The 19,329-nt window shown below is 63.5% G+C and carries 30 protein-coding genes; 28 read left to right on the top strand and 2 right to left on the bottom strand.

From position 1 onward, the window contains the following. Window position 1: 1 nt before the first annotated feature. Both ACO056_RS15875 and ACO056_RS15870 read right to left on the bottom strand, forming a co-directional pair. On the bottom strand, window positions 2–628 hold the full coding sequence (locus ACO056_RS15875) for a response regulator (protein ID WP_421848441.1): 627 nt from the start codon (window positions 626–628) through the stop codon (window positions 2–4). Then, on the bottom strand, window positions 628–2,208 hold the full coding sequence (locus ACO056_RS15870; RefSeq protein WP_421848440.1) for a sensor histidine kinase: 1,581 nt from the start codon (window positions 2,206–2,208) through the stop codon (window positions 628–630). The genes ACO056_RS15875 and ACO056_RS15870 overlap by 1 nt, the downstream gene beginning before the upstream one ends. Window positions 2,209–2,464: 256 nt before the next feature. On the opposite strand from ACO056_RS15870, the gene ACO056_RS15865 reads away from it, so the two are divergent. From ACO056_RS15865 to rpmD, 28 genes are all read left to right on the top strand, one after another. Then, entirely contained in the window at window positions 2,465–3,133 is a 669-nt protein-coding gene (locus ACO056_RS15865) for a helix-turn-helix domain-containing protein (RefSeq protein WP_421848438.1), read from the top strand. Between the two features lie 71 nt (window positions 3,134–3,204). Next, a complete protein-coding gene (locus ACO056_RS15860) occupies window positions 3,205–3,576 on the top strand; it encodes a hypothetical protein (protein ID WP_421848436.1) in 372 nt (123 codons plus the stop codon). A gap of 62 nt (window positions 3,577–3,638) precedes the next feature. Then, a complete protein-coding gene (locus ACO056_RS15855; protein ID WP_421848434.1) occupies window positions 3,639–4,061 on the top strand; it encodes a hypothetical protein in 423 nt (140 codons plus the stop codon). Next, entirely contained in the window at window positions 4,058–4,642 is a 585-nt protein-coding gene (locus ACO056_RS15850) for a winged helix DNA-binding protein (RefSeq protein WP_421848432.1), read from the top strand. The genes ACO056_RS15855 and ACO056_RS15850 overlap by 4 nt, the downstream gene beginning before the upstream one ends. 387 nt (window positions 4,643–5,029) lie before the next feature. Beyond that, window positions 5,030–5,401 carry a 30S ribosomal protein S12 gene (gene rpsL / locus ACO056_RS15845; RefSeq protein WP_054121067.1) on the top strand — a complete coding sequence of 124 codons (372 nt, stop codon included), beginning with the start codon at window positions 5,030–5,032 and terminating at the stop codon, window positions 5,399–5,401. A gap of 69 nt (window positions 5,402–5,470) precedes the next feature. Further along, the gene (gene rpsG, locus ACO056_RS15840; protein WP_292948313.1) at window positions 5,471–5,941 is read left to right on the top strand and encodes a 30S ribosomal protein S7; all 471 of its coding nucleotides are present in this window, start codon (window positions 5,471–5,473) and stop codon (window positions 5,939–5,941) included. 185 nt (window positions 5,942–6,126) lie between these two features. Continuing rightward, entirely contained in the window at window positions 6,127–8,199 is a 2,073-nt protein-coding gene (gene fusA, locus ACO056_RS15835; protein WP_421848430.1) for an elongation factor G, read from the top strand. Window positions 8,200–8,351: 152 nt separating this feature from the next. Next, a complete protein-coding gene (gene tuf / locus ACO056_RS15830; RefSeq protein ID WP_421839144.1) occupies window positions 8,352–9,542 on the top strand; it encodes an elongation factor Tu in 1,191 nt (396 codons plus the stop codon). Window positions 9,543–9,695: 153 nt separating this feature from the next. Next, window positions 9,696–10,007 (top strand): 30S ribosomal protein S10, encoded by a 312-nt coding sequence (gene rpsJ, locus ACO056_RS15825; RefSeq protein ID WP_028639306.1) that lies wholly within the window; start codon window positions 9,696–9,698, stop codon window positions 10,005–10,007. 269 nt (window positions 10,008–10,276) lie between these two features. Next, window positions 10,277–11,041, top strand: coding sequence for a 50S ribosomal protein L3 (gene rplC / locus ACO056_RS15820; RefSeq protein WP_421848428.1), 765 nt, complete (start codon window positions 10,277–10,279; stop codon window positions 11,039–11,041). Window positions 11,042–11,044: 3 nt separating this feature from the next. After that, complete coding sequence (gene rplD / locus ACO056_RS15815; protein ID WP_421848426.1) at window positions 11,045–11,689, top strand: 50S ribosomal protein L4; 645 nt, start codon at window positions 11,045–11,047, stop codon at window positions 11,687–11,689. After that, complete coding sequence (locus tag ACO056_RS15810) at window positions 11,689–11,994, top strand: 50S ribosomal protein L23 (protein WP_067913278.1); 306 nt, start codon at window positions 11,689–11,691, stop codon at window positions 11,992–11,994. The genes rplD and ACO056_RS15810 overlap by 1 nt, the downstream gene beginning before the upstream one ends. Window positions 11,995–12,006: 12 nt before the next feature. After that, the gene (gene rplB, locus ACO056_RS15805) at window positions 12,007–12,843 is read left to right on the top strand and encodes a 50S ribosomal protein L2 (RefSeq protein ID WP_421848423.1); all 837 of its coding nucleotides are present in this window, start codon (window positions 12,007–12,009) and stop codon (window positions 12,841–12,843) included. A 6-nt stretch (window positions 12,844–12,849) separates the two neighbouring features. Beyond that, window positions 12,850–13,128 (top strand): 30S ribosomal protein S19, encoded by a 279-nt coding sequence (rpsS, locus tag ACO056_RS15800; RefSeq protein ID WP_067913284.1) that lies wholly within the window; start codon window positions 12,850–12,852, stop codon window positions 13,126–13,128. Then, window positions 13,128–13,517, top strand: a complete 390-nt coding sequence (gene rplV / locus ACO056_RS15795; RefSeq protein WP_067913287.1) for a 50S ribosomal protein L22 — start codon at window positions 13,128–13,130, stop codon at window positions 13,515–13,517. The genes rpsS and rplV overlap by 1 nt, the downstream gene beginning before the upstream one ends. A gap of 2 nt (window positions 13,518–13,519) precedes the next feature. Then, complete coding sequence (gene rpsC / locus ACO056_RS15790; RefSeq protein WP_067913290.1) at window positions 13,520–14,215, top strand: 30S ribosomal protein S3; 696 nt, start codon at window positions 13,520–13,522, stop codon at window positions 14,213–14,215. Window positions 14,216–14,230: 15 nt separating this feature from the next. Next, window positions 14,231–14,665, top strand: coding sequence for a 50S ribosomal protein L16 (gene rplP / locus ACO056_RS15785; RefSeq protein WP_421848422.1), 435 nt, complete (start codon window positions 14,231–14,233; stop codon window positions 14,663–14,665). Continuing rightward, the gene (rpmC, locus tag ACO056_RS15780) at window positions 14,665–14,883 is read left to right on the top strand and encodes a 50S ribosomal protein L29 (RefSeq protein WP_421848420.1); all 219 of its coding nucleotides are present in this window, start codon (window positions 14,665–14,667) and stop codon (window positions 14,881–14,883) included. Before rplP ends, rpmC begins: the two co-directional genes overlap by 1 nt. 10 nt (window positions 14,884–14,893) lie before the next feature. Continuing rightward, window positions 14,894–15,163, top strand: coding sequence for a 30S ribosomal protein S17 (rpsQ, locus tag ACO056_RS15775; protein WP_072379290.1), 270 nt, complete (start codon window positions 14,894–14,896; stop codon window positions 15,161–15,163). A gap of 61 nt (window positions 15,164–15,224) precedes the next feature. Then, window positions 15,225–15,593, top strand: a complete 369-nt coding sequence (rplN, locus tag ACO056_RS15770) for a 50S ribosomal protein L14 (RefSeq protein ID WP_054121079.1) — start codon at window positions 15,225–15,227, stop codon at window positions 15,591–15,593. Next, window positions 15,593–15,910: a 50S ribosomal protein L24 gene (rplX, locus tag ACO056_RS15765; RefSeq protein WP_421848418.1), complete on the top strand. Its 318-nt coding sequence runs from the start codon at window positions 15,593–15,595 to the stop codon at window positions 15,908–15,910. The genes rplN and rplX overlap by 1 nt, the downstream gene beginning before the upstream one ends. Next, on the top strand, window positions 15,903–16,484 hold the full coding sequence (rplE, locus tag ACO056_RS15760; RefSeq protein WP_421848416.1) for a 50S ribosomal protein L5: 582 nt from the start codon (window positions 15,903–15,905) through the stop codon (window positions 16,482–16,484). The genes rplX and rplE overlap by 8 nt, the downstream gene beginning before the upstream one ends. 59 nt (window positions 16,485–16,543) lie before the next feature. After that, window positions 16,544–16,849, top strand: coding sequence for a 30S ribosomal protein S14 (rpsN, locus tag ACO056_RS15755; protein ID WP_421848414.1), 306 nt, complete (start codon window positions 16,544–16,546; stop codon window positions 16,847–16,849). Window positions 16,850–16,859: 10 nt separating this feature from the next. Continuing rightward, complete coding sequence (rpsH, locus tag ACO056_RS15750) at window positions 16,860–17,255, top strand: 30S ribosomal protein S8 (RefSeq protein ID WP_067913314.1); 396 nt, start codon at window positions 16,860–16,862, stop codon at window positions 17,253–17,255. Continuing rightward, on the top strand, window positions 17,255–17,788 hold the full coding sequence (rplF, locus tag ACO056_RS15745) for a 50S ribosomal protein L6 (RefSeq protein WP_421848412.1): 534 nt from the start codon (window positions 17,255–17,257) through the stop codon (window positions 17,786–17,788). Before rpsH ends, rplF begins: the two co-directional genes overlap by 1 nt. After that, window positions 17,788–18,138, top strand: a complete 351-nt coding sequence (gene rplR / locus ACO056_RS15740; protein ID WP_421848410.1) for a 50S ribosomal protein L18 — start codon at window positions 17,788–17,790, stop codon at window positions 18,136–18,138. The genes rplF and rplR overlap by 1 nt, the downstream gene beginning before the upstream one ends. Window position 18,139: 1 nt before the next feature. Beyond that, window positions 18,140–18,868: a 30S ribosomal protein S5 gene (gene rpsE, locus ACO056_RS15735; protein ID WP_421848408.1), complete on the top strand. Its 729-nt coding sequence runs from the start codon at window positions 18,140–18,142 to the stop codon at window positions 18,866–18,868. 6 nt (window positions 18,869–18,874) lie between these two features. Further along, on the top strand, window positions 18,875–19,051 hold the full coding sequence (gene rpmD / locus ACO056_RS15730) for a 50S ribosomal protein L30 (RefSeq protein WP_421848406.1): 177 nt from the start codon (window positions 18,875–18,877) through the stop codon (window positions 19,049–19,051). The last annotated feature ends 278 nt before the right edge of the window (window positions 19,052–19,329 follow it).

The following is a 19,329-nucleotide window of genomic DNA, read 5'->3' as shown; positions in this document are numbered from 1 at the left end:
CCTATTCGCCGGGATCGTTGACCGCGAGCAGGGCGAGTTCGGTGCGGTTCTCGATCCCCAGCTTCTGGTACATGGCGTGGAGGTAGACCTTCACCGTGCCTTCGCCGATGCCCAGTTCGCTGCCGATATCGCGGTTGCGCATGCCGCGCGCGACGAGCCGCGCGATCCGCCGCTCGCGCTGGTTGAGCCGTTCGAGCGGGCCGCCGGTATCGGCGCTGAGCGAAAGATCGAGCGCGCGCTGGAGCAGCGCGGAATCAATGGCCTTCCCGCCTGCGTGGACTTTCTCGAGCACTTCGACGAGGCCGCCCTCGGCGCCGTCCTTGTAGACGATGCCCTCAACCCCGGCGCGCATCACTGCGAGCAGCTGGCGATCATTGATCCCCGCCGTCAGCAGCACCACTGCGCGCTTGTCCCCCCGCGAACGCAGGGCTTCCAGCGCCTGGACGCCGTTCATGCCCGGCATGTTGATATCGAGCAGGACGATCGCGGGATCATGCGTGGCGATCGCCGCCAGCGTCTCCTCGCCGCTGGCGGTAGCGGCAACCACCTGAAACGGGCTTCCCCGCAGCACGGCTTCGACGCCAGCGCGAATGAACCCGTGATCATCGGCAACAAGAATCGGAATCATCAGGCAATCCTATTGGGCAGGGCTATATCGAGCGTGGCACCGGGATGGTTATGCCAGATTGAAAGGGTTCCGCCCAGTGCCTCTACCCGTTCACTGATAGAGCGCGGGCGGGGCAGCGCGCAGTCGGCCGGGAAGCCTTCGCCGTCATCGGTGATGCGCAGCTGCAGGCCTGGCCCGCCGGTGCCGATCGAGACCATCACTTCGCGGCACGCGCCGTGACGGGCGGCGTTGGCCACGGCCTCGCGCAGCACCTGGCGCAGTTCGTGGGCAAGGCTGATCGAGACCGGCATGGGCCGCACCTGCGCGTCGAGCTTGACCGCGATTTGCCAGTGCTGGCTCATTTCGCCGAGCAGTGTCTCGAGTTCCTCCACGAGGTCGGTGCGGCGATCGCCTTCCTCACCTCGCCGCAAGCGCTGGATCATCGCGCGCAGCTCGCCCTGCTCGCGCCGAAGCGCGGTCTTGAGATCGTTGATCTCCGGAGTGGGATCATGGCCGTCCCGCACCCAGCGCGAGAGCGCCTCGAGCCGGAACAGGGTGCCGGCAAGGAACTGCGCGACGCTGTCATGCAGATCGCGCGCGAGCGCATCGCGCAGCGCCGCAGCGGATGCGGCCTGGGCGAGTTCGGCCAGATCCTCTCGGTCGAGTTCGGTGCTGAGATGGCGCCCGATCATCTCGACCAACGAAAGATCGTCCACGCACATATCGGGAATACCCCAGATCAGCAGCTGTCCGGGGCCGGCCGCCGTATCGAAAGTCACGATCATCGCTTCATCGACCCCGCACCGCGCGGCAAGCGGCGCGTTGACGGGGCCGGGGAGGGCGAGCGGGTAGGAACTGGGGCGGCTGATGATGCGGCGCCCGCGCACGCGGTCGATCAGGGCGGCGCGGTCGGGCTCGCCGAAGCTGCCTTCCAGAACTTCAGGCCCGAGCCGGTCGACGATCACTGCATAGCCCGAATCGCGCAGCAGCTCCGTCCACGGCTCCTCGCCGTGCGGCACGGCGATGGCCGCTCCGCGCGCCTGGAGCGCGACCCGGGCAAAGGTGAGGGTATCGACGAGAATGGCATTGCGCCGCTCGCCCGGCGTTCCCGGAGTACGCGGCATCGGCGCCGAGCGCGGACCGCGCTGTTCGCCGCTCAGCCACACCATCATCATCGACAGCACGCCGAGGTACATCAGCCGCCGCCCGTAGCGGTAGAGATCGATTGGCAGGTCGGACAAGAACAGGCCGCTGCCGATCACCAGGTTCAGCGCCACCAGCGCCAACGATGTCCACGCAACTGCGAACCAGCCCCAGCGCAAAGTGGCGCTGATCAGGAGAAACGCGGTGAGCGACATGAACGGACTGTTGAAATCTGCTTTGCCAGCTTCGGAGAAATAGACCGCCAGAACAAACGCCAGCGTGTCGATCCCGTGGACCCACGGGGCGAGGCGGAATTCCCACCACCAGCTACGCCAGGCGATCACGATCATCACCCCGGCGCCGGCAAGGTAGGCCGAAAGCAGGAGGTAGATCGTGACGCCCTCTTTCCGCGGAGCCGAGGGATCAATCAGGAGCGCAAGGAGAAAGACAAGTGCCATCGCGGCCCGGCTGGTCGCCAGAACCTTTCCGGTTCGCCGTGCGAACAACCGCGACCTCATTACGTCCTTTCTCCGCGGTTAATAAGAGTTTTAACCGATGTTAGGGGAAACTATGATTTTTCGGACCCTGCCGCAATGTCGGGTCAGCCTTTATGCCATGGATATCTGATTCAGTGATCGAGTTGATCTTGCGGCCAAGAGATTATTCCTTCACTTTTACCACCTTAATGGCGCTTTCGGGATCGCAATAAAAAACATGAGCAAGCCGGACCATATTGTCGTGTCGCCGCTCCCCCGGGGTGCGGAGGACCCGGACCAACCCCCGCCTGACCAAAGCCGGGCGCAAAGCGATGCGGTGAATTTTACCCCGCAACGCCCTTCGCCGGCCAGCCAGGCCACCCTGCTTTCCCTCACCGAAAAGCAGCGCGCGGTGCTGGACCTCCTGATCGAGCACAAGACCTCAAAGGAAATATCGCGCATTCTTGGCATTTCCCACCACACCGTCGACCAACGGATAATGCTGGCCCGCGCCAAACTGGGTGTTGCGACGCGGAGCGAGGTCGCCCAAGCATACCGCCGTCTCATCTCAGATATAGCCACAGCTGCATCCATATACGAACAATCCGTATATCGTTTTTCCGACGTCGCGCAGCCGCTTGATGCCTCGCATGAACGGGTTCGGGAAAACGCGACGGTCTGGAACCAAAGCCCGCCGAGCCGCCATGAAGCACTGCCAAAGGTTGTGTCTCAGAGGGGCGAGGTAGTGGCCGAGCCCTACCACCGTGTCCTCCCGGAGATGTTCGACGGGCCTTACGGCACGTATATCCGGCTCGGAACCATTGCGGTTTTCGCCATGTTCCTGATCCTGATCGTGATGGGTGGTCTCGCGATGTTTGCGCAGCTTTCGCAGATCATCGCGCACTGAGCTTGCACGAACCTCTCCGCACACTTGGATTGATCGGATCCCCGGGGGGCTCCAAGCAAGGAGAGACAGTGATGACTGCGTCTGCAACCAAGACCACGTCCGAGATGCCGCTTGCGGTGGCTCAACTGCGGATTGCCCGCGATCTGCATCAGGCCGAGGCCGCACTTGACGAAGCACTCGTGCGCCAGGCGCAGCTTCTCACGACCATGGTTGGCGCCCGCCGCGATACCGGCGTTGCGCCCTTTCTCGGGCAGGAGGCCCTGATGCGTCTCGTCAAGAGCCAGCAGGCCATGCTCGATGCCGGCGGCGAACTCGCCCGTGTCCATGGCCGTCTCAGCATGATCGCGGCTGAAACCTGCGGCGGCAACGACAAGTGCCCGCCAGCAGCGCTGCTCGAAAGTGCCCAACTCGTCGATGCTGCGGTCGTTGCCCGGGTGGCGTAATGCCCGCCCGGCTGGCTCTCCCTGGATCCTGATGTGCGATGGACTGGCTCTGGATTCTCCGTTTGGCGCTGGTCGCCACTGTGTTGTTCGCGGCCCGCAAGGGCGATGAACCCGAACAACTGGTGGCGGCGGTGCTCCTCTCCACATTCGTTCTGGATGTGGGTAATCACATGCTGTTCGGCGATCCGGCCTGGTACATGGTCAACCCGGGACACCTGGTAATCGATGTCTGGGCCTTCCTTACCCTCCTCTGGGTGGCGCTCTATGCCAATCGCGGCTGGCCGCTGTGGGTTTCTGCCTCACAGGTCCTCGTTGTGCTCGGTCATATCGCCAAGCTCTGGGAAGTGGACATGGTCCGCCGAGCCTATTGGACAATGACGCAAATGCCTTTTCTCTTCCAGATTGTCGTGCTGGCAATCGGCACCGGGGCGCATGTCGCGCGCCAGCGCCGCATCGGCCGCTATCATTCGTGGCGCATTGCATGATGGTGCGTACTGTCCGCCGCCATGAGCGGGGCCGCCGCCGCGCCGCCTTGCGCCGTGCCACCCCTGCCGCCCTCGTCGATGCCGCCGCGGCCAAGGAGGAGTTTGGCGCAGGCCAGCGCCCGGCCGTGCGCGACATCACGAATTCGCTCGCTCCTGCCCTGCAGGAGGCTTCGGCGCGGATTACGCCCGAAGCTCTGCTCGCCTTTGCCCGCGAGACTTACGCGATCCGCCGCCGCCGTGATCGGCACTTGCCGGGTGACCTGTTCGGAGAGCCGACCTGGGACATCCTGCTCGATCTCTATGTCGCGACGCGCGAGAACCGGTCCGTGCCCACCACCAGCGCCTGTATCGGGGCCAACGTCCCGCCGACCACGGCGCTGCGCTGGCTGCGCATCCTTGAGGCACGTGAATTGGTCGAACGAGAGGAAGATGACCGCGACGGACGCCGCACGTTCGTGCGTCTCTCGGCGCGGGGTCTTGCCGCCATGGACGATTACCTCCATGTCGCGCTCGCTACAGTCGAGCACGGCGTCGGATCGATCATGCGCCGGTCCGCGCCGGTTGCAGAGGCAGCCGAATAGCCCCCGGCTCCGGCCCGCCGGCGGCTTGATGCTTGACCGGCGGGCGGATCCGGCATAAGGGCGCCTCGTCCCGAATGGCTATCGGCCAATCGGTTCAACAGAGCTGAACATTGCCGGTGCGCGGCAAGTGGGGCCTCGAAGGCAGTTTTGCTGCCATTCGCGGGTCCCTCTTGTGTTTTGGTCCAGCCTCCCGAATCGGGAGCGATGGTCCACTCCTTGCCGCTAGCCGTCAAAGTAACCCGGTGGCGACTTGCCCCGGGTGGAGTGTTTTCGGCTCATGCAGCGCTCCGGTGCAAGGTCATTCGGCCTTGCCCGCCGCTGGATGAGATTTCCCGCAAACCTTCACCTGGTTCCTGCCGCGCCCGCAACCAAGGTGAAGAGTCCTTCATGCCCACTATCAACCAGCTGGTCCGCAAGGGCCGCGAACCGCAGAAGACCAAGTCCAAGGTCCCTGCGATGGAGCAGAATCCGCAGAAGCGCGGCGTCTGCACCCGCGTCTACACGACGACCCCGAAGAAGCCGAACTCGGCGCTGCGCAAGGTGGCCAAGATCCGCCTGACCAACAGCCGCGAAGTGATTTCGTACATCCCGGGCGAAGGCCACAACCTGCAGGAGCACTCGGTTGTGCTCATCCGCGGCGGCCGTGTGCGCGACCTTCCGGGCGTGCGCTACCACGTGCTGCGCGGCGTTCTCGATACCCAGGGTGTCAAGGACCGCAAGCAGTCGCGTTCGAAGTACGGCGCCAAGCGTCCGAAGTAAGTTTCATCTGGGATCGGAGCTGCAAGGCGGGCCCGGCCGGGCCCGCCGCGCTTCGAAGGAGTACGAAATATGTCTCGTCGTCGTCGTCCGGAAAAGCGGGAGATCCTGCCGGATCCGAAGTTCAACGATCAGATCCTGTCGAAGTTCATGAACAACCTCATGCTCGATGGGAAAAAGTCGGTCGCGGAAAGCATCGTTTACGGTGCCATGGAAACCATGCAGACCCGCGCAAAGGCGGATCCGCTGCAGCTGTTCCATGATGCGCTCAACAACGTGAAGCCGCAGATCGAAGTCCGCAGCCGCCGCGTCGGTGGTGCGACCTATCAGGTCCCCGTCGAAGTGCGTGCCGAGCGTGCACAGGCTCTCGCGATCCGCTGGCTGATCACCGCTGCGCGCAACCGCAGCGAGACCACCATGTCGGCGCGCCTTTCGGCCGAGCTGCTTGATGCGGCCAACAACCGCGGCAACGCGGTCAAGAAGCGTGAAGACACCCACCGCATGGCCGACGCCAACCGCGCCTTCAGCCACTATCGCTGGTAATCCGGCGCTGGTAATCTGGCACTGGTAATCTGGCGCTAATAACCCGGCACTAGTAAGGCGCACTGCCCAAGAGGGCCGCCGATTGGTCACAAACTGATCAGGCGGCCGTCTTGAAACGGTCACGCTAAAAGCACTATGGGGCGGGCCGCAACCTTACGGCCCATCCCGAACCCAAGGAACCTCCCATGGCCCGCAGCCATCCGCTCGAGCGCTATCGCAACTTCGGTATCATGGCGCACATCGACGCCGGCAAGACCACGACGACCGAGCGTATCCTCTATTACACCGGCAAGTCCTACAAGATCGGCGAAGTCCACGACGGCGCCGCAACGATGGACTGGATGGAGCAGGAGCAGGAGCGCGGCATCACGATCACGTCGGCCGCGACGACCTGCTTCTGGAACGACCACCGCCTGAACATCATCGACACACCCGGCCACGTCGACTTCACGATTGAAGTCGAGCGTTCGCTGCGCGTGCTCGACGGCGCGGTTGCCGCGTTCGACGGCGTTGCCGGCGTTGAGCCGCAGTCGGAAACCGTGTGGCGCCAGGCTGACAAGTATGGTGTGCCGCGCATGTGCTTCATCAACAAGCTCGACCGCACCGGCGCGAACTTCAAGTACTGCGTGCAGACGATCATCGATCGCCTCGGCGCGAAGCCGGCTGTGCTGTATCTCCCGATCGGTGCGGAAAGCGATTTCCGGGGCTTGGTCGACCTCGTCGAGCAGCGCGCGATCATCTGGAAGGACGAGAGCCTCGGCGCCGAGTTCTCCTACGAGGAAATCCCGGCTGACCTTGCTGACGAGGCTGCCGAGTACCGCAACACGCTGATCGAACTCGCTGTCGAGCAGGACGACGACGCAATGGAAGCCTACCTCGATGGCAACGAGCCCGACGTGGCGACTCTCAAGGCGCTGATCCGCAAGGGCACGCTCAACCAGTCTTTCGTGCCCGTGCTGTGCGGCTCGGCGTTCAAGAACAAGGGCGTGCAGCCCCTGCTCGACGCGGTTGTCGACTACCTGCCGAGCCCGCTCGACATCGAAGACGTGCAGGGCATCAACCCTGACACCGACGAGCCCGACAGCCGTGCCACTGCAGACGACGCTCCGTTCTCGGCGCTTGCGTTCAAGATCATGAACGATCCCTTCGTCGGTTCGCTGACCTTCACCCGCATCTATTCGGGCACGCTGACCAAGGGCAGCTACCTGAATTCGGTGAAGAACAAGAAGGAGAAGGTCGGCCGCATGCTGCTGATGCACTCCAACAACCGCGAAGACATCGATGTGGCCTATGCGGGTGACATCGTCGCGCTGGCCGGTCTCAAGGAGACCACCACCGGTGATACGCTGTGCTCGGAACGGCAGCCGATCATTCTCGAACGGATGGAATTCCCAGAGCCGGTGATCGAGCTTTCGGTGGAGCCAAAGACCAAGGCCGACCAGGAGAAGATGGGCATCGCGCTCAATCGTCTCTCGGCCGAAGATCCCAGCTTCCGCGTCTCGACCGATCACGAATCCGGCCAGACCATCATCAAGGGCATGGGCGAACTCCACCTCGAGATCCTGGTCGACCGCATGAAGCGCGAGTTCAAGGTCGAAGCCAACGTCGGTGCGCCGCAGGTGGCTTACCGTGAATACCTCGGCAAGCCGGTGGACATCGACTACACCCACAAGAAGCAGTCGGGCGGCACTGGCCAGTTCGGCCGCGTCAAGGTGAAGGTCACGCCGGGCGAGCGCGGTTCGGGCTTTGTCTTCAAGGACGAGATCAAGGGCGGTAACATTCCGAAGGAATATATCCCCGCGATTGAGAAGGGCTTCCGCGAAACCGCTTTGACCGGCTCGCTGATCGGCTTCCCGATCATCGACTTCGAAGTTCTGCTCTACGACGGCGCCTACCACGACGTCGACTCGTCGGCACTGGCTTTCGAAATCTGTGCCCGTGCTGCGATGCGCGAAGTGGCCCAGAAGTCGGGGATCAAGCTGCTCGAACCGATCATGAAGGTCGAGGTGATCACGCCTGAGGAATACCTCGGTGACGTGATCGGCGACATCAATTCGCGGCGTGGTCAGATTCAGGGCACCGACAGCCGGGGCAATGCCCAGGCGGTTGTCGCCATGGTTCCGCTCGCGAACATGTTCGGCTACGTGAACCAGCTTCGCTCGTTCACGCAGGGCCGTGCGAACTACTCGATGTTCTTCGATCACTACGACGAGGTTCCGGCGAACGTCGCGACCGAGATCAAGGCGAAGATGGCGTAAGCCCTTTTCCCGGCAATTCGCCACTCGGGCGAATTCCGGGTGATGGCAGGCTTGCATAAGCAAGCGGATCAATCTAGGGGCGGCGCCTGATTCAGCGGGCGCCGTCTCGAACCCGCAGTATCTGCAATTTTTTAGAGAAGAAGGTTTGAGCAATGGCCAAGGCTAAGTTTGAGCGGACCAAGCCGCACTGCAACATCGGCACCATCGGTCACGTCGACCATGGCAAGACCACCCTGACGGCGGCGATCACGAAGGTCCTCGCCGAAACCGGCGGCGCGACGTTCACCGACTACGCGAACATCGACAAGGCTCCGGAAGAGCGCGAGCGCGGCATCACCATCTCGACCGCACACGTCGAGTACGAGACCGCCAACCGCCACTACGCGCACGTCGATTGCCCGGGTCACGCTGACTACGTGAAGAACATGATCACCGGTGCCGCCCAGATGGACGGCGCGATCCTGGTCGTGAACTCGGCTGACGGCCCGATGCCGCAGACCCGCGAGCACATCCTGCTTGCGCGTCAGGTCGGCGTTCCCGCTCTGGTCGTGTACATGAACAAGGTCGACCAGGTTGACGACGAGGAAATCCTCGAGCTCGTCGAACTGGAAATGCGCGAGCTGCTGAGCTCGTACGGCTTCGAAGGCGATGACATCCCGTTCGTCAAGGGTTCGGCTCTCGCCGCGCTCGAAGGCCGCGACGATGCGATCGGCCGCGATTCGATCAACGCCCTGATGGCTGCCGTTGACTCGTGGATCCCGCAGCCCCCGCGTCCGACCGACAAGCCGTTCCTGATGCCGGTGGAAGACGTGTTCTCGATCTCGGGTCGCGGCACCGTCGTGACCGGCCGTGTCGAGACCGGCATCGTCAAGGTTGGTGAGGAAGTCGAGATCGTCGGCCTCAAGAACACCCAGAAGACCGTCGTCACCGGCGTCGAGATGTTCCGCAAGCTGCTCGATCAGGGCGAAGCTGGCGACAACATCGGCGCGCTGGTTCGCGGCGTGAAGCGTGAAGACGTCGAGCGCGGCCAGGTGCTGTGCAAGCCCGGTTCGGTCACGCCGCACACCGAGTTCACGGCTGAGGTCTACGTGCTGTCGAAGGATGAAGGTGGCCGTCACACGCCGTTCTTCGCCAACTACCGCCCGCAGTTCTACTTCCGCACCACCGACGTGACCGGCGAAGTTATCCTCCCCGAGGGTACCGAGATGGTCATGCCCGGCGACAACCTGTCGCTGTCGGTCAAGCTGATCGCGCCGATCGCGATGGATCCGGGTCTGCGCTTCGCAATTCGCGAAGGTGGCCGTACCGTCGGTTCGGGGGTTGTCAGCACGATCACGAAGTAATATAGGCCGCGCTCCGGCGGGGGATTCGCTCCCCCGCCGGCCGGTTTTTACGGATCAGCGGCCCGCTTTCTCCTCGCTTCATCAGCTGGGGCAGGGTGAGAGGGCGGAGCGGCTGGTCTTTTTGTTTTAGCTCTTTCGCATCGGTAAACGGACATGGACGCCCAGAATATCCGCATTCGCCTCAAAGCCTTCGATCACCGCGTGCTCGATCAGGCCACTGGCGAGATCGCTGACACCGCTCGCCGCACCGGCGCGCTGATCCGGGGCCCCATTCCGTTGCCGACGCGCATCGAGAAGTTCTGCGTCAACCGCGGTCCGCACGTCGACAAGAAGTCGCGCGAGCAGTTCGAGGTTCGCACCTACAAGCGGCTGCTCGATATCGTGCAGCCCAACGCCGCTACCGTGGACGCGCTCATGAAGCTCGACCTCGCTGCTGGCGTCAACGTCGAGATCAAGCTGGCTTAAGCCAGCTGACCCTGCCCCCGCGAAAGCGGGGGTCGCGTAAGAATTCGGTCCCGCTTCGGCGGGGCACCAGAGTTTAAGAGGCGACTGAGCCTCTCGGACAATGGGATACCTCCGGCGCCGGCCCAAATGGGCCACAGTCGGGCAAGCGTCCCCCGTTCGCTCCTGCCGCACCGGCGGGGGCACTCAGCCCGGACGGGGCGCGTTTCACATACGGGCTGAACACGCCTCGCGGGGATGGTCCTCGCAAGGCCTCTGTAAGGAGTATGGTCATGCGCACCGGCGTGATCGTTAAAAAGCTCGGGATGACCCGAGTGTTCCAGGACGACGGACGGCACGTGCCGGTTACCGTTCTGGCGCTTGAAAATTGCCAGGTGGTCTCGGTCCGCACCGAAGAGCGCGACGGTTACGTCGCTGTTCAGCTCGGTGCTGGTCAGGCCAAGCAGAAGAACGTCGCCAAGCCGCAGCGCGAGCACTTCGCCAAGGCTGAAGTCGAACTGAAGATGGAAGTCGCCGAGTTCCGCGTCGCTGACGACGCGCTGCTCGAAGTCGGCTCGACCATCGCTGCCTCGCACTTTGTGCCCGGCCAGTATGTCGACATCACCGGTCACACGCAGGGCAAGGGCTTCGCCGGCGCCATGAAGCGTTGGGGCTTCGGCGGTATGCGCGCCACCCACGGTGTGTCGATCTCGCACCGTGCCCACGGTTCGACGGGTAACCGCCAGGATCCGGGCCGCGTTTTCAAGAACAAGAAGATGGCCGGCCACATGGGCGACCGTCAGCGCACCCAGCAGAACCTCGAAGTCGTCCGCACGGATGATGAGCGCGGCCTGATCTTCGTCAAGGGCTCGGTGCCCGGCTCGAAGAACGGCTGGCTGCTCATGCGCGACGCGGTCAAGATCGACCGCCACGCCGAGGCTCCCTATCCGGCCGGCCTCAAGCAGGCTGCCAACAGCAACGACACCACGGCGGCTGCCGATACGCCTGCGGAAGACACCGCTGCGGTCGAGACCGCCGTCGATGGTCAGGAGGGCTAAGTCGTGAAGGTTCAGGTCCTCAATCTCGATGGCACCGCAGCCGGCGAAGCCGAGCTCTCGGATGCCGTGTTCGGTGTGGCGCCCCGCGCCGACATCCTCCACCGCATCGTCACCTGGCAGCTCGAAAAGCGCCGTGGCACCGCCCGCGGAGCGCGTGAGCGTTCGGACGTGGCGCGCACCGGCAAGAAGCTCGGCAACCAGAAGGGTGGCGGCGGGGCTCGTCACGGCGATCGCGCGGCTCCGATCTTCATCGGCGGCGGCAAGGCTCACGGTCCGCGTGTCCGTGACTTCAATCCTTCGCTCAACAAGAAGATCCGCGCGCTCGGTCTGAAGATGGCGCTCTCGACCAAGGCTCAGTCCGAAGGTCGCGGTCTCGTCGTGGTCGACACGCTCGACACCGATGGCAAGACCGCCACGCTGGCCGCGACGCTCGCCAAGGCGGGCTTCGGCAAGAAGGTCCTCGTGATCGACGGCGAAGCGGTGAACGACAACTTCGCCCGCGCCGCGCGCAACATCATCGGGATCAACGTGCTCCCGGCGGTCGGCGCGAACGTCTACGACATCCTGAAGCATGATACGCTGGTGCTGACGCGCGCAGCGGTCGAAAAGCTGGAGGCGCGTTTCGCCCTCCCGGGAGGGGCTGAATAATGGCTAAGGACGCAATCGACACGCGTCACTACGACGTGATTGTGGCTCCCCACATCACCGAGAAGTCGACGCTGCTCAGCGAGCACAACGCCGTTGTGTTCAAGGTCGCCGACAAGGCCACCAAGCCGCAGATCAAGGCGGCCGTGGAAGCCCTGTTCGGCGTCAAGGTCACCAAGGTGAACACCTTGAACCAGGACGGCAAGACCAAGCGCTGGAAGGGCAAGCCCTACAAGCGTTCGGACTTCAAGAAGGCTGTCGTCACGCTGGCTGCTGGCCAGTCGATCGACGTCACCAGCGGTATCTGAGGCGCATAGACCATGGCACTCAAGAACTATAACCCGACCAGCCCCGCCCGGCGCGGCCTGATCCTCGTCGACAAGTCGTCGCTGTGGAAGGGCAAGCCCGTCAAGGCGCTGACCGAGGGCAAGAGCAAGACCGGCGGCCGCAACAACAAGGGCCACGTGACCAGCCGCGGTATCGCGGGCGGCCACAAGCAGCGCTACCGGTTCATCGATTTCAAGCGCCGCAAGTGGGACATGCCCGCGACCGTCGAGCGCCTGGAGTACGATCCCAACCGCACCGCGTTCATCGCTCTCGTCAAGTACGAGGACGGCGAGCAGACCTACATCATCGCGCCGCAGCGTCTCGCCGTTGGTGACACCATCGTCGCCGGTGAGAAGACCGACGTGAAGCCGGGCAACGCGATGTTGCTCAGCCAGATGCCGGTCGGCACGATCATCCACAACGTGGAGATGAAGCCGGGCAAGGGCGGTCAGATCGCCCGTTCGGCAGGCACCTATGTCCAGCTCGTCGGTCGTGACCGCGGCATGGTCATCGTTCGTCTGAACTCGGGCGAGCAGCGCTACCTGCGCGGCGATTGCATGGGCACGGTTGGCGCGGTCTCGAACCCCGACAACTCGAACCAGAACCTTGCCAAGGCCGGTCGCGGCCGCTGGCTCGGCCGTCGTCCGCTCACCCGCGGTGTCGCCAAGAACCCGGTCGATCACCCGCACGGTGGTGGTGAAGGCCGCACCTCGGGTGGCCGTCATCCGGTCACGCCGTGGGGCAAGCCGACCAAGGGCGCCCGTACCCGTCACAACAAGCAGACGGACAAGATGATCATCCGTTCGCGTCACGCGAAGAAGAAGAGGTAACACCCCATGGCACGTTCCGTCTGGAAGGGACCCTTCGTCGACCTGCACCTCCTGAAGAAGGCCGAAGTGGCCCAGGACGTCGGTTCGCGTGCAGGTCCGATCAAGACCTGGTCGCGGCGTTCGACCATTTTGCCGCAGTTCGTTGGCCTGACGTTCAACGTCTACAACGGGCACAAGTTCATCCCCGTCTCCGTCAACGAGGAGATGGTCGGCCACAAGCTCGGCGAGTTCGCGCCCACGCGCACGTTCCCGGGCCACGCCGCTGACAAGAAGGGCAAGCGCTGATGGGCAAGCCTAAATCCCCGCGCCGCGTTGCTGATAACGAAGCGCTTTCGGTGGGCACGCAGATCCGCGGCTCGGCCCAGAAGCTCAACCTCGTTGCCGGCCTCATTCGCGGCAAGCGCGCCGAAGACGCCATGAACATCCTCGCCTTCTCCAAGAAGGCGATGGCGGTTGATGCGCGCAAGGTGCTCGCCTCGGCGATCGCCAATGCCGAGAACAACCACAACCTCGATGTCGACGCACTCGTCGTCGCCGAGGCTTCGGTCGGCAAGTCGATCACGATGAAGCGCTTCCACACCCGTGGTCGCGGCAAGTCCACCCGCATTCTCAAGCCCATCTCGCGTCTGCGGATCGTGGTGCGTGAGGCTGCGGCCAACGGTGAGGAGGCCTGATCATGGGTCACAAGTCGAACCCCATCGGTCTGCGCCTGCAGATCAACCGCACCTGGGACAGCCGCTGGTACGCGGAAGGCCGCAACTACCAGAACCTGCTTCGTGAAGACCTTGCCATGCGCAAGTTCATCATGGAGCACCTGCCGCAGGCCGCCATCTCGAAGGTGGTGATCGAGCGTCCGGCCAAGCTGTGCCGCGTTTCGATCTATGCTGCCCGTCCGGGTGTCATCATCGGCAAGAAGGGTGCGGATATTGAAAAGCTGCGCAGCCAGCTTGCCAAGATGACCGCGAGCGATGTGAAGCTCAACATCGTCGAGATCCGCAAGCCGGAAATCGATTCCAAGCTCGTTGCCCAGGGCATTGCCGACCAGCTCGTTCGCCGCGTGGCTTTCCGCCGCGCGATGAAGCGCGCGGTGCAGTCGGCGCTCCGTCTCGGAGCCGAAGGCATCAAGATCACCTGCGGTGGCCGTCTTGGCGGTGCTGAAATCGCCCGCGTCGAGTGGTACCGCGAAGGCCGCGTGCCGCTCCACACGCTGCGCGCGAACATCGATTATGCCGAAGCTGTGGCGCACACCGCCTACGGCGTGATCGGCATCAAGACCTGGATCTTCAAGGGCGAAATCCTTGGTCACGATCCCATGGCGCAGGACCGGCTGATGATGGAGGCTCAAACCTCCGGCGTCCGTCCGGCTCGCTAAGGTAGAGTAAGCACCATGTTGCAACCTAAAAAGACCAAGTTCCGCAAGGCCTTCAAGGGCCGGATCAAGGGCGACGCCAAGGGTGGCACGGACCTCAACTTCGGTTCGTACGGCCTCAAGGCGCTCGAGCCCGAGCGCATCACGGCGCGCCAGATCGAAGCGGCTCGCCGTGCGATCACCCGCCACATCAAGCGCCAGGGTCGTCTTTGGATCCGCGTGTTCCCGGATGTGCCGGTGACCAAGAAGCCCGCCGAAGTCCGTCAGGGCAAGGGCAAGGGCGCGATTGAATACTGGGCAGCCCGGATCAAGCCCGGCCGCATCCTGTTCGAGCTCGACGGCGTTGCCGGCCCTCTCGCGGCCGAAGCCTTCAGCCGCGCTGCGATGAAGCTGCCGATCAAGACCAAGGTCGTTGCCCGCCTCGGCGACACCTCGCATCTCGGAGGCGAATGATGGCCAATTTTGAAGACATGCGCGTCAAGTCCGACGATCAGCTTCAGGCTGACCTCGTCGAGCTGAAGCGCGAGCAGTTCAACCTGCGTTTCCAGGCGGCAACCAACCAGCTCGAACGGCCTGCCCGCATCCGCGAAGTCCGTCGCGACATCGCCCGCATCAAGACGCTGCAGACCGAGCGCAGCTCGGCCGCCCCAGTAAATTCTGGCAAGGCGTAAGGAACCAACTATGCCCAAGCGTATCCTGATCGGGACGATCGTCTCCGACAAGACCGACAAGACCGTGGTGGTCAAGGTCGAGCGCAAGGTGAAGCACCCGCTCTACGGGAAGATCATCCGCCGCTCGAAGAAGTACCACGCCCATGACGAGACCAACTCGTTCAAGGCTGGCGAGACCGTGCGCATCGAAGAGACTGCGCCGATTTCGAAGCTGAAGACGTGGAAGGTCGTTGACCGCGTGCAGGCCGGCAAGGCTGCTGCGATCGAAGCCGACGTCTAAGGCATCATTTTTTGGAACTGCCGGACTGGTTCCGGCAAGCCAGTGAGAAGGAACCGGATCAATGATCCAGATGCAGTCCAATCTCGAAGTCGCTGACAACAGCGGCGCGAAGCGCGTCCAGTGCATCAAGGTGCTGGGCGGGTCGAAGCGTCGTTTTGCCAGCGTCGGCGACGTGATCGTCGTGTCGATCAAGGAAGCTCAGCCGCGTGCCCGCGTCAAGAAGGGCGACGTGCACCGTGCGGTGATCGTGCGTACCCGCAAGGACGTGCGCCGCGCCGATGGCAGCGTGATCCGCTTCGACACCAATGCCGCCGTGCTCGTCGGCAAGAACGAAGAGCCCATCGGCACGCGTATCTTTGGCCCCGTGGTGCGTGAACTGCGCGCCCGCGGCTTCATGAAGATCATCAGCCTTGCGCCGGAGGTGCTGTGATGGGTGCCGCTAAGATCAAGAAGGGCGATTCTGTTGTCGTCCGTTCGGGCAAGGACAAGGGCCGCACCGGCACGGTGCTGCAAGTCATGCCCAAGGAAGACAAGGTTGTGGTCGCCGGCGTGAACATCGCTGCGCGTCACCGCAAGCCCACCCAGGAAAACCCGCAGGGCGGCATCGACCGCCGCGAGGCTCCGATGCACATCTCGAAGGTGGGCATTGCCGGCGCTGACGGCAAGCCGACCCGCGTGCGCTTCGAAACGAAGGACGGCAAGAAGGTCCGCGTGGCCGTCAAGTCCGGGGAGACGATCGATGGCTGATAAATACGTGCCCCGCATGAAGGCGAAGTATCACGCCGAAGTGGTCGCCGCGATGCAGGCCAAGTTTGGCTATGGCAACCCGATGGAGGTCCCCTCGATCACCAAGATCACGCTCAACATGGGTGTGGGCGAGGCGAGCCAGGACAAGAAGAAGGTCACCACCGCAGCTGCCGAGATGGAACTCATCGCGGGCCAGAAGCCGGTGATCACCAAGGCGAAGAAGTCGATCGCGCAGTTCAAGCTGCGTGAGGGCATGCCGATCGGTTGCAAGGTTACCCTGCGCCGCGAACGCATGTACGAATTCCTCGACCGTCTCATCACCATCGCGATGCCCCGCATCCGCGACTTCCGGGGCCTCAACCCCAAGTCGTTCGACGGCCGCGGCAACTACGCGATGGGTCTTAAGGAGCAGATCATCTTCCCGGAGATCAGCTACGACCAGATCGAGAAGGTGCGCGGGATGGATATCATCGTCACCACCACCGCCAAGACCGACGAGGAAGCGCGCGAGCTGCTCCGTCTCTTCGGTTTCCCGTTCCCGCGCGAAGCTGCTGAAGAGCAGCAGGCCGCCTGAGGATGTCCCGGCTCGAGCCAACTGGCTCGCCAAGGTTTTGAAGAAGAGAGCTTAAGTCCATGGCGAAACTGAGTTCCATCAACAAGAATGAGCGTCGCAAGAAGCTCGTTCAGAAGTACGCGGCGAAGTATGCTGCGCTGAAGGCCGTTGCTGGCGACGAGAAGCTCGACGAGACCGAGCGCCTTATCGCTCGCCTCAAGATGGCCGAGCTGCCGCGCAACGCGAACCCGACCCGCGTTCGCAACCGCTGCAACACCACCGGTCGTCCGCGCGGCTACTACCGCAAGTTCGGCCTCTGCCGCATCGAACTGCGCGATCTCGCCAACAAGGGGATGATCCCCGGCGTGACCAAGTCGAGCTGGTAAGGATCACGAAATGGCATTGACCGATCCCCTGGGTGATATGCTCACCCGCATCCGCAACGGCCAGCAGGCGAAGAAGGACTCGGTCCTTTCGCCCGCTTCCAAGCTGCGTCTCCACGTGCTCGAGGTTCTCCAGCGCGAGGGCTACATCCGCGGTTTCACGGAGGACGCCACCGGCGCCCACCCGCAGCTGCGCATCGAGCTGAAGTATTTCGAGGGCCAGCCGGCGATCAAGCACGTGGCCCGCGTCTCGAAGCCGGGCCGCCGCGTCTACTCGGGTTCCAAGGAACTCCCGGTTGTGCGCAACGGCCTTGGCATCACCATCGTCTCGACGCCGAAGGGCGTGCTTTCGGATGCCGAAGCGCGCGCTGCGAACGTCGGCGGCGAAGTGCTGGCGGAGGTGTTCTGATGAGCCGCATCGGCAAGAAGCCGGTGACGATCCCCAGCGGCGTCACCGCGGATATCGCGAACGGCGTGATCACCGTGAAGGGCCCCAAGGGCACTCTCACTCTGAGCATGCGTGAAGAGATCAGCTACACGGTCGATGGCAATGCGATCATCGTGAAGCCGGCAAACGACACCAAGGCCGCTCGGGCGTTCTGGGGCATGCAGCGCACGCTCGTGGACAACCTCGTGACCGGCGTGACCGAGGGCTATACCAAGACCCTCAACATCACCGGCGTCGGTTACCGCGCAACGGCTCAGGGCACCAACCTGAAGCTGCAGCTCGGCTACAGCCACGATGTCGATTTCGCGGTGCCGGAAGGTATCGAGATCAAGACCCCTGACAACACCACGGTGCTGATCTCGGGTATCGACAAACAGAAGGTTGGCCAGGTGGCCGCCGAGATCCGCCGCTGGCGCAAGCCCGAACCCTACAAGGGCAAGGGTATCAAGTACGCCGGCGAGTTCATCTTCCGCAAGGAAGGGAAGAAGAAGTAATGGCCAAGCTCTCGCTCTTCGATCGCCGCCGTCAGCGCGTCCGTACCGCGCTCAAGGCTCGTTCCGGTGGCCGTCCGCGGCTGTCGGTGCACCGCTCCGGCCGTCACATCTACGCGCAGATCATCGACGATGCCGCGGGCAAGACGCTCGCTGCCGCCTCCAGCCTCATCAAGGGCCAGAAGGCGCTCGGTGCCACGGTTGATGCCGCCGCGCAGGTGGGCAAGGACATTGCCGAACGCGCCAAGGCTGCCGGCATCACCACCGTCATGTTCGATCGCGGCGGCTTCCTGTTCCACGGCCGCGTCAAGGCGCTGGCCGACGCTGCCCGCGAAAACGGGCTGGAGTTCTAAGATGGCTGATGAAACCAACCTGGATGTGGCACCTGTCGCCGACGTCGCTGCCGAAGCCCCCCGTGAGGGTCGTGGTGGTCGCGGCGATCGTGGCCCCGGCCGTGGCCGTGGCGGCAATGACCGCGGCGGTGAGCGTGGTGGCCGTGGCCGCCGCGATGACCGTGGTGGTCGTGGCAACCGTGACGAGGATGGCGGCGAGGAGCTCATCGAGAAGCTTGTCCACATCAACCGCGTGTCCAAGACCGTGAAGGGCGGCAAGCGCTTCGGTTTCGCCGCGCTCGTCGTGGTGGGCGATGGCAAGGGCCGTGTCGGCTTCGGCCATGGCAAGGCTCGCGAAGTGCCAGAAGCGATCACCAAGGCGACCGCTTCGGCCAAGAAGACCATGGTCCGCATTCCGCTCAAGGAAGGCCGCACCCTGCACCACGACGGCAAGGGCCGTTTTGGCGCCGGCAAGGTCAACCTCCGCTCGGCGCCCGCCGGTACCGGCATCATCGCTGGTGGTCCGATGCGCGCCGTGTTCGAGAGCCTTGGCGTTGCCGACGTGGTGACCAAGTCGGTCGGTACCTCGAACCCCTACAACATGATCCGCGCGACGTTCGACGCGCTCACCGATCAGACCAGCCCCAAGTCGGTTGCGCAGCGTCGTGGCAAGAAGATTGCCGACCTGCTCGGTCGTGGCGGTGCTGCTCCGGTTGAGGCCGAGGCGGAAGCCGCGGCCATCGTGGAGTAATCAGACATGGCAAAGATCAAGATCAAGCAGATCGGTTCGCCGATCCGTCGCCCGGAAAGCCAGAAGCAGATCCTCATCGGTCTGGGCCTGGGCAAGATGAACCGCGTGGTTGAGGTGGAAGACACCGCCGAAGTCCGCGGCGCGCTTGCCAAGCTCCCGCACATGGTGGCCGTGATCGGCTGACATTCGATCCTGTCCGATATGGATGGGTCATAATCGTGAAACGAGGCCCCGGCAGAGATGCCGGGGCCTTTTTCGTTGCCGTGTTGCAACAGTAATTAATCATACCATAAGGTAATTACAAATCTGCCAATATGGACCTTTTGTCCATATCGTTCGTAGTAATCCTGTCGCCTTCAACTGCTCTGAGCGGCTATGTGCGGAGGTAGACGATTCCCCCAGCGCGCCATCCCGGTGGCGGCCTGGCGGGGCCTTTCTCCGCGCCGGATCAATCGATCCCC

This window comes from Novosphingobium sp. (assembly GCF_965228995.1).
GTDB lineage: Bacteria > Pseudomonadota > Alphaproteobacteria > Sphingomonadales > Sphingomonadaceae > Novosphingobium.
This window is presented reverse-complemented; position numbering and strand designations above follow the sequence as displayed.

Bases quoted from the DNA above. Each gene is read 5' to 3' on its own strand.
- ACO056_RS15875 (WP_421848441.1), bottom strand. From the start codon at position 628: ATGATTCCGATTCTTGTTGCCGATGATCACGGGTTCATTCGCGCTGGC.
- ACO056_RS15870 (WP_421848440.1), bottom strand. From the start codon at position 2,208: ATGGCACTTGTCTTTCTCCTTGCGCTCCTGATTGATCCCTCGGCTCCG.
- ACO056_RS15865 (WP_421848438.1), top strand. From the start codon at position 2,465: ATGAGCAAGCCGGACCATATTGTCGTGTCGCCGCTCCCCCGGGGTGCG.
- ACO056_RS15860 (WP_421848436.1), top strand. From the start codon at position 3,205: ATGACTGCGTCTGCAACCAAGACCACGTCCGAGATGCCGCTTGCGGTG.
- ACO056_RS15850 (WP_421848432.1), top strand. From the start codon at position 4,058: ATGATGGTGCGTACTGTCCGCCGCCATGAGCGGGGCCGCCGCCGCGCC.
- rpsL (WP_054121067.1), top strand. From the start codon at position 5,030: ATGCCCACTATCAACCAGCTGGTCCGCAAGGGCCGCGAACCGCAGAAG.
- rpsG (WP_292948313.1), top strand. From the start codon at position 5,471: ATGTCTCGTCGTCGTCGTCCGGAAAAGCGGGAGATCCTGCCGGATCCG.
- fusA (WP_421848430.1), top strand. From the start codon at position 6,127: ATGGCCCGCAGCCATCCGCTCGAGCGCTATCGCAACTTCGGTATCATG.
- tuf (WP_421839144.1), top strand. From the start codon at position 8,352: ATGGCCAAGGCTAAGTTTGAGCGGACCAAGCCGCACTGCAACATCGGC.
- rpsJ (WP_028639306.1), top strand. From the start codon at position 9,696: ATGGACGCCCAGAATATCCGCATTCGCCTCAAAGCCTTCGATCACCGC.
- rplC (WP_421848428.1), top strand. From the start codon at position 10,277: ATGCGCACCGGCGTGATCGTTAAAAAGCTCGGGATGACCCGAGTGTTC.
- ACO056_RS15810 (WP_067913278.1), top strand. From the start codon at position 11,689: ATGGCTAAGGACGCAATCGACACGCGTCACTACGACGTGATTGTGGCT.
- rplB (WP_421848423.1), top strand. From the start codon at position 12,007: ATGGCACTCAAGAACTATAACCCGACCAGCCCCGCCCGGCGCGGCCTG.
- rpsS (WP_067913284.1), top strand. From the start codon at position 12,850: ATGGCACGTTCCGTCTGGAAGGGACCCTTCGTCGACCTGCACCTCCTG.
- rplV (WP_067913287.1), top strand. From the start codon at position 13,128: ATGGGCAAGCCTAAATCCCCGCGCCGCGTTGCTGATAACGAAGCGCTT.
- rpsC (WP_067913290.1), top strand. From the start codon at position 13,520: ATGGGTCACAAGTCGAACCCCATCGGTCTGCGCCTGCAGATCAACCGC.
- rplP (WP_421848422.1), top strand. From the start codon at position 14,231: ATGTTGCAACCTAAAAAGACCAAGTTCCGCAAGGCCTTCAAGGGCCGG.
- rpmC (WP_421848420.1), top strand. From the start codon at position 14,665: ATGGCCAATTTTGAAGACATGCGCGTCAAGTCCGACGATCAGCTTCAG.
- rpsQ (WP_072379290.1), top strand. From the start codon at position 14,894: ATGCCCAAGCGTATCCTGATCGGGACGATCGTCTCCGACAAGACCGAC.
- rplN (WP_054121079.1), top strand. From the start codon at position 15,225: ATGATCCAGATGCAGTCCAATCTCGAAGTCGCTGACAACAGCGGCGCG.
- rplX (WP_421848418.1), top strand. From the start codon at position 15,593: ATGGGTGCCGCTAAGATCAAGAAGGGCGATTCTGTTGTCGTCCGTTCG.
- rplE (WP_421848416.1), top strand. From the start codon at position 15,903: ATGGCTGATAAATACGTGCCCCGCATGAAGGCGAAGTATCACGCCGAA.
- rpsN (WP_421848414.1), top strand. From the start codon at position 16,544: ATGGCGAAACTGAGTTCCATCAACAAGAATGAGCGTCGCAAGAAGCTC.
- rpsH (WP_067913314.1), top strand. From the start codon at position 16,860: ATGGCATTGACCGATCCCCTGGGTGATATGCTCACCCGCATCCGCAAC.
- rplF (WP_421848412.1), top strand. From the start codon at position 17,255: ATGAGCCGCATCGGCAAGAAGCCGGTGACGATCCCCAGCGGCGTCACC.
- rplR (WP_421848410.1), top strand. From the start codon at position 17,788: ATGGCCAAGCTCTCGCTCTTCGATCGCCGCCGTCAGCGCGTCCGTACC.
- rpsE (WP_421848408.1), top strand. From the start codon at position 18,140: ATGGCTGATGAAACCAACCTGGATGTGGCACCTGTCGCCGACGTCGCT.
- rpmD (WP_421848406.1), top strand. From the start codon at position 18,875: ATGGCAAAGATCAAGATCAAGCAGATCGGTTCGCCGATCCGTCGCCCG.